Genomic DNA, 7,156 nt, shown 5'->3' with positions numbered 1-7,156 from the left:
CAGTTCTACGCAAGATGCCAGTTCTACGCAAGATGCCAGTTCTACGCAAGATGCCAGTTCTACGCAAGATGCCAGTTCTACGCAAGATGCCAGTTCTACGCAAGATGCCAGTTCTACGCAAGATGCCAGTTCTACGCAAGATGCCCATTCTACAGGTGCGCTTCAAATCATTCCATTATTAAGCAACGCCCGAAGTCTAGTATTGACTAGAGAATATTAGTCCTGACGTCATTGCTAAACAGTATAATTAGGTTCTTGATGAAGCGTTGTCAACAGCTGAGTAGGGGATCTGTTTAGTGTAATTTATTGGTTGATCAATCTTGTCGCCCACATTCCGCCGATTAATTTTTAGGATGCAAAGTAATACGCATTTACTGTGTAGATTGGTTTTTGTTTGCGTATAAATACTGATTTTTTTAAATTTATTTGTTTGAGAAGAGATACAGAAAGCGTCATAATTACGGATTACACTGTGAAGTGCGGAATGTAGGTTGGAGTTAGCCAAATTTTATTGACTTATTCGCCGTTTTTTTATATTATTTGATTAGAGCCATGGACAATTGTTTACTAAAAGTAATTTAAAGATTAGACATCTCGGCAAATCAACCTGAAACCCCAGGTATGAGCTAAAAAATAATTTACCCCAGAGGTCTGTTATACAAAGTTATCCCACCAATTTACTCAATTTTCCGGAAAACTATACGAAGTTTTAAAATAAATAATTTGTGTCTAACTACTAATTATTTGTTTAGGTTGGTTTAGGAAATAATTTCAAAATTTAAATCGGTGAGATCTACAATTTAATTAACTAATTAACTACGTAGGAATTAAAGAAATAACTAGTCTTTAATTTTCGGAGTGGGCTTCGATGGTCTTATTGATCTCAGTCTCTCCCTAGATCACTTTTATCAAGTTTAAATTTCAACGGCAAGAAAGTGATTAAATGGGAGATTTTGTGTCTATTTTTCCTTAGTAAAGGAAAAAATTAGCTTTGTTTAATAAACTAATGAATCACTGCACTCAAGCAACAATTAAAAGAAGAAGTGAACGCAATCGTAAACCTTCTAAAAGAAGAGCTATTTTCTGTCCAATTCATCGTTGCTACCTTGATAGCGTTAGTCAAAAATATCGGTTGTTTGCTGATCGAGCAGGACAACTAATGCAGCGTGGTGTTAAACAAAAATATGCCTTGATGCTGATAGCCAGTAAAACCACAGTAGCTCTGGAAGGAGAGTGGCTAGAGGCTTTTTGGTGTAGTCAGTGCCAGTCAACCCAGTGGTATCACCTGTGCCAGACAGGCGATCGCACGTATAACCTATCTTTGGCTCCAGATCAGTTATGGAAACAGGTAACAGGGGTGATTGATCCTCACGGAAACCCCTCAGTAGGAGAATTTACCCGTCGGCAGTCTAGAAGTGGTAGTTGTTGATGGTTTTCGGTGTGCGATTCTAGGGGTAAAATCCCAGATTTATTTTTGGTGTTGTTTATGACAAAATTTCACTGTTTATTTTGTATATAATTTTACCAATGGAATTAAATTTATAATTTATTAGTTTAGGTCGTGCTAGCTTTTCAGAATTAGTTAATATGAGACGACGGGAGAAGTTTGCTGATATTGTATTGACATGTGCTATTACATTTTGTTTGGCAGTTCTTATTCATTCTATCTTTTTATCACCGCTTTCCCCGGAGCAGTTAACTAAGTATTATCTAGTTGCTGTTGCTGGCATATTACTGTTTGGTTTTGCTTTATTAAAGTGGCGCGAAGAGACCAAGGTCAATTTTGCCCTCGCCCTGCTATCGATTGGTTTCGCTCTATATTTGCTAGAAGTGTTACTTTTTTTTGGAGTGGCAGGAGGGATTAGAAAACCAACAGAGGAACGAATACGACTTGAGGGAATTAAGCGAGCACAGCAAAGTGGTGTTCCCTTCGATAAACGAACCAAATTGCAAGTTCTAATGGACCTGAGAAAAGAAGGCATTGAGGCTTATCCCGGTTTTAATGCTTTTTTTCTCAGGGGAACCGGGGGGGTGGATGTTGGCGAAGATCATATCTACCCATTGGGGGGGGTCTCAAATAAGTTAACCATACTTTGCAATGAATCAGGAGAGTGGTCTGTTTATCAGAGTGATGAACACGGATTTAATAATCCTCCCGGCATTTACGAAAATCGAGCCCTGGATATGGTCTTGATCGGCGATTCGTTTACCCACGGGGCTTGTGTCAAGCCGGGGGAAGACATCGGTGGGCAACTCAGGCAACGGAACAGACAGCTCTTAAATCTAGGTAATATTGGTAATGGGCCATTGGCAGAGCTGGCCACGCTCAAAGAATATGGGGCACCCTTAAGACCTAGGATAGTACTATGGTTTTATTATGAAGAGAATGACATAGAAGGTCTGATCAGCGAGAAAAAATCTTCGTTTTTGTTGCAATATCTTGAGAGGGATTTTAGCCAAGAATTGCTGAAACGACAGCCGGAAATTGACCAATTTTTGGTGAACTACATTAAAAAGCAAGAAAAAAGTCAAGCATCTAGAAACAGGCTTTCCTATAAGTTCAGAAGTATCTCAAGGCTATATGATTTGCGTCGAGAGTTGAAGTTTATAATAAGCAAGCCGTCACCAAGGGAAGTGTCACAAAGGGAAGCCTCATCACTTCCTCTGTTCCGTAAGATACTGAGTGAGGCAAAAGATCAGGTGAATTCTTGGGACGGTCAGTTATATTTTGTTTACCTTCCCGCTTGGGACCGTTACGGCGGAACATCAAACAACGATAATTTACACTACCGAAACGACGTGTTGTCCTTAGTCGAAGACCTAGAAATTCCGATTATTGACTTTCATGACGTAATTTCTACCCATCCCGATCCTTTGTCACTATTTCCATTCCGAATGCCTGCCCATTATGCGGCTGAGGGCTATCGGTTACTAGCCGAACAGATAGATACATATTTAAGATTGAATTCTGCTGAGTAAAGGAGCTCAAAGCTCACGTTTATAGGGGTTTTAAATTGGGTGAGGTACAGAGTCCTGGGTTTTAGGGAACAGGGAACAGGGAACAGGCAAGAGGCAAGAGGCAAGAGGCAAGAGGCAAGAGGCAAGAGGCAAGAGGGAAAAAATCTTGTGTACCTCATTAGGTTATAAAGCGCTATATATATCAATATTACCTTCAAATTCTGATATTTATAATATAAATGAGGAGATAAAATGCAAAAATTTTTCCGTGCTATGGTGACCAACTTGGGCATTGTAGGTGAAATATTAGTCTTTTTATGGGAACGTAAGCTGTGGTGGTTGATTCCCATGGTTACAATACTTCTTGCCTTTGGCTTGTTCTTAATTTTTGCCAATGCTTCAGGTATTGCACCATTTATTTATTCCCTCTTCTAATGCACTACTTTGGAGACTACTTAATATGTTACGCAAAATTTGGAAGGCTTGGAAAGGTTTTGGTCTTCTTCTTGGTAATTTTATTGCACGAGTGATTCTGACCATTTTTTATTTTACTGTTTTTGTCCCCTTTGCAATTATTACCAGGTTATTCACCGATTTTTTGAATATCAAGTCAAAGTCAGTTACCTCTTGGCACAATCGTAGATCAGTTATTAGTACATTAGACTCAGTACAAAGGCAAGTATAAGATGTATATTTTGGGACTATCCTGCTATTATCATGACGCGGCTGCTGCACTTTTGCATGATGGGATGTTGATTGCCGCATCCGCAGAAGAGCGTTTTAGTCGTAAAAAACACGATCATGGATTTCCTCTACAGGCCATTCAATTTTGTTTAAATGTAGCTGGAATACAGACTGGGGATTTAGACTATGTGGTTTTTTATGAGAAACCTCTACTCAAATTTGAGCGTATTCTTCTGACCACACTATCCACTTTTCCTCGTTCCTACCCAGTTTTTCGGGAATCAATGGTTGCTTGGTTTAATCAAAAACTTTGGATTAAAAGTCAAATTCAAATAGAAATCGGTATTGATGTCAAAAAAATCCTTTTTGTGGAACATCACTTGTCTCATGCTGCCAGTGCGATGTTTGCTTCTCCCTATAAAGAGGCGGCGGTGCTAACGGTAGACGGTGTTGGCGAATGGACTACTGCCGCCATTGGATATGCAACGGCAAAATGGGATGAAGAAAGTAATGTTCAGAATCAGATTAATTTAACTCGTGAGCTTCGCTTTCCCCATTCCGTTGGCTTGTTATACTCGGCTTTTACTGCTTTTCTGGGGTTCCGAGTTAATAATGGTGAATATAAAGTGATGGGAATGGCTCCCTATGGTAGTCCTAAATATGTTGAAGAAATTTTGAAAGTTGTGGATATAGATGATGAAGGAAGTATTCATCTTAATCTGAACTACTTTTCTTTTCATTACTCGACACAGCAGACTTATAATAATAAATTCACTGATATTTTTGGTCCTCCTCGCCAACCTGACTCGGAATTTTATACACTAAAGACCCATCCCAATCGTGACCATCCTAATTGGGATGAACAAACAGCTCAATTAAATCAGAAATATGCTGATATCGCAGCCAGTATTCAGTATGTAACCGAAGAAATCGTCTTGAAAATGGCTAGATATGCACATGGTTTAACTGGACACAGTAATCTAGTTATGGCTGGTGGCGTTGCCCTAAATAGTGTTGCCAATGGTCGTATAGTAAGGGAAGGACCCTTTGAAAATGTTTTTATACAGCCTGCTGCTGGGGATGCTGGGGGAGCATTAGGAGCAGCACTTTACGTATACCATGTCACTTTGAATCGTCCTCGCCAATTTGTCATGGAACATGCTTACTGGGGAGCCAGTTATAGTGTCAGCAGACAAATGGAGGCTATCCGTGGATTGGGTTTACAGTATCAAGAAATAGAAGATACAGATATATTATCAGATCAAGTTGTGAGTAGCATCTTGGATGGTAAGGTAGTTAGCCTATATCAGGGGCGTGGGGAATGGGGTCCAAGAGCATTAGGAAACCGCTCGATTTTAGCCGATCCACGCCACCTCAAAATGAAGGAAATAGTCAATACAAAAATTAAATTTAGAGAACCATTTCGTCCTTTTGCACCAGTTATCTTAGCCGAACAGGTAAATCAGTATTTTTCTGGTTCTAATTTACAAAACCAATATCTGCCTCGCTATATGCAGATGGTGGCACCAATTCGTGAAGATAAGCAAGAGCAAATTCAAGCTGTATGCCATAATGGCACAGGTCGTCTACAAGCTATTCGCCAAGAATCTAACCCGTTTTATTATCAAGTAATCGAAAAATTTGGTGATGCCACTGGAATCCCCATCCTGTTAAACACTTCCTACAATTTACGAGGTGAACCAATTGTGAATACACCAGAGGATGCCTTGCGCACATTTGCTTACAGTGATATTGATCTACTGGTGATGGGAAATTTTTTAGTTTCCAAATCCAATAAACCTGAACCGGTTTTACCTAAACAAAAAACGCCACGCCCAATAGCTTACTAGATGTCTTGACTACGGTTAAATATGAGTCAATTGTCAACGGTAATTATAACAAAGCTTATCGCCTTTCTATGTTATTAGTTTCACTGATGAGGTGTTGGCAGTTGGGGATGCGCAGTTTCAGAAGAAGTGTTTGGGGAAGATGGAGGATGTGGGGAAGGAGGGGAGGACGGTTTTGTTTGTAAGTCATAATATATCGGCTATCAAGACTCTTTGTCACACAGGAATTTATCTTGACAAGGGAAAGATCGGTTATCTGGGCGATGTTAGTACGTCAGTGATCAAATATCTGACTTCTGGGGAAACACAATAATTTCCATATATTTGCCTAAGAGAAAATGCCAATTTTCCGATTCAAATTTTGGTCATAAGTGTTGTCAATGAACAAGATAATTTGGCTACGCAATATCCTAATAATAAGCCTCAACCCTATCAACAAAATGCTTCTCTGCTAATAATTATAGAAAACCGATAAATTAGCTATAGAGTCAAATGAAATTCTCTGAACTTGGACTTTTAGAAATTTATGGATTTAGAAGTACACAGCCTCTTTTGGTTGATGTAGGCGCTCACCATGGTAGCATATCTGCCACATTTGCTAGGAAAGGTTGGCAAGTAATCGCCTTTGAACCCGAAGAAAAAAATCGTGCTGCCTTTGAGCGTAATCTTGCTGGCTTTGATCATGTTAGCTGTATTCCTAAAGCTGTATCTAATATCACCAGGAATAAAGTTCCTTTTTATGTAAGCAAAGAACACTACGGTATTCATTCAATCAAACCTTTTCATGAAACTCATGAATTAGCCTATGAAGTAGAAACAATACGTTTAGATGATGTTTTATTAGACCTCAACATATCATCAGTAACCTTCCTCAAAATAGATATAGAAGGTGCTGATTTTTTAGCACTGAAGGGGTTTGATATTGATAAATATCATCCTGAATTGATAATGATTGAATTTATGGATGAGCGTTCACTGGCAAATTTTGGCTACACCCATCACGATGTGGTCACTTACATGAAAGAGCGAGGCTACACAACCTTTGTCTCTGAATGGGAACCCATCAAAGAATATGGTAGAGAAGGGATCTTCAGTGAACCTCACGTCTGGATTCAATGTACCCCATACCCCCTTGACCACAAACCAGCCTGGGGTAACCTAATTTTCGTACCAGATGGTGACAAAGACAAATTTGTTGGCGCACTTCAGTTATTTTTGAGGAAGTTAAAACAAGCGGAAATAACCGCTTCGATACGCAACCAAATTAAGAAAATTCCTGGTTTTAAAGGACTATACAGATCAATTAATAGTCGTTAGGTTTAAATACAACAGCTGTTTAACCTCCTATTACTTATCAGCAAAATTTAGTCTACTATTCAACCTATAAATCCTTGGTTTTGGAACTCATCTCCAATGCTTAAGTGTATATACTCAACGCTGTACTAGAAACCCCATTATAGTTAAGCAAAGTGCCTGAAACATCCATTATCATTCGTTGCTATAACGAAGAACAACACATCGGTCGTCTGCTCAGTGGCATCATGCAGCAGACAATACAAGATGTAGAAATCATTGTTGTTGACTCAGGTTCTACTGATGCCACTCCATCCATTGCATCCCGCTATCCCGTCAAACTATTATCCATCAAACCGGAAGAGTTTTCCTTT

At 39.3% G+C, this 7,156-nt stretch carries 6 protein-coding genes; all 6 read left to right on the top strand.

Annotated features, from left to right (window positions below; translation table 11 throughout):
• Positions 1-1,006 precede the first annotated feature (1,006 nt).
• Positions 1,007-1,429 (top strand): hypothetical protein, encoded by a 423-nt coding sequence (locus tag F6K37_RS28280; RefSeq protein ID WP_287253752.1) that lies wholly within the window; start codon positions 1,007-1,009, stop codon positions 1,427-1,429.
• 215 nt (positions 1,430-1,644) lie between these two features.
• Complete coding sequence (locus F6K37_RS28275) at positions 1,645-2,979, top strand: SGNH/GDSL hydrolase family protein (RefSeq protein WP_287253750.1); 1,335 nt, start codon at positions 1,645-1,647, stop codon at positions 2,977-2,979.
• A 231-nt stretch (positions 2,980-3,210) separates the two neighbouring features.
• The gene (locus tag F6K37_RS28270; protein ID WP_287253748.1) at positions 3,211-3,393 is read left to right on the top strand and encodes a DUF5989 family protein; all 183 of its coding nucleotides are present in this window, start codon (positions 3,211-3,213) and stop codon (positions 3,391-3,393) included.
• A 251-nt stretch (positions 3,394-3,644) separates the two neighbouring features.
• Positions 3,645-5,492: a carbamoyltransferase family protein gene (locus tag F6K37_RS28265; protein ID WP_287253746.1), complete on the top strand. Its 1,848-nt coding sequence runs from the start codon at positions 3,645-3,647 to the stop codon at positions 5,490-5,492.
• A 489-nt stretch (positions 5,493-5,981) separates the two neighbouring features.
• Positions 5,982-6,806 (top strand): FkbM family methyltransferase, encoded by an 825-nt coding sequence (locus F6K37_RS28255; protein ID WP_287253745.1) that lies wholly within the window; start codon positions 5,982-5,984, stop codon positions 6,804-6,806.
• 152 nt (positions 6,807-6,958) lie between these two features.
• Positions 6,959-7,156: glycosyltransferase family 2 protein (locus F6K37_RS28250; protein WP_287253743.1), on the top strand; the 198-nt coding region annotated here is incomplete at its 3' end.

Source organism: Moorena sp. SIO4E2, assembly GCF_010671945.1.
Taxonomy (GTDB): Bacteria; Cyanobacteriota; Cyanobacteriia; order Cyanobacteriales; family Coleofasciculaceae; genus Moorena; species Moorena producens.
Note: the sequence above shows the minus strand (reverse complement) of the source record. Positions and strands in the feature narration are given on the sequence as shown.

What these genes read in the sequence shown, in the direction of transcription:
- F6K37_RS28280 (WP_287253752.1), top strand. Translation starts at nt 1,007, where the DNA reads ATGAATCACTGCACTCAAGCAACAATTAAAAGAAGAAGTGAACGCAAT.
- F6K37_RS28270 (WP_287253748.1), top strand. Translation starts at nt 3,211, where the DNA reads ATGCAAAAATTTTTCCGTGCTATGGTGACCAACTTGGGCATTGTAGGT.
- F6K37_RS28265 (WP_287253746.1), top strand. Translation starts at nt 3,645, where the DNA reads ATGTATATTTTGGGACTATCCTGCTATTATCATGACGCGGCTGCTGCA.
- F6K37_RS28255 (WP_287253745.1), top strand. Translation starts at nt 5,982, where the DNA reads ATGAAATTCTCTGAACTTGGACTTTTAGAAATTTATGGATTTAGAAGT.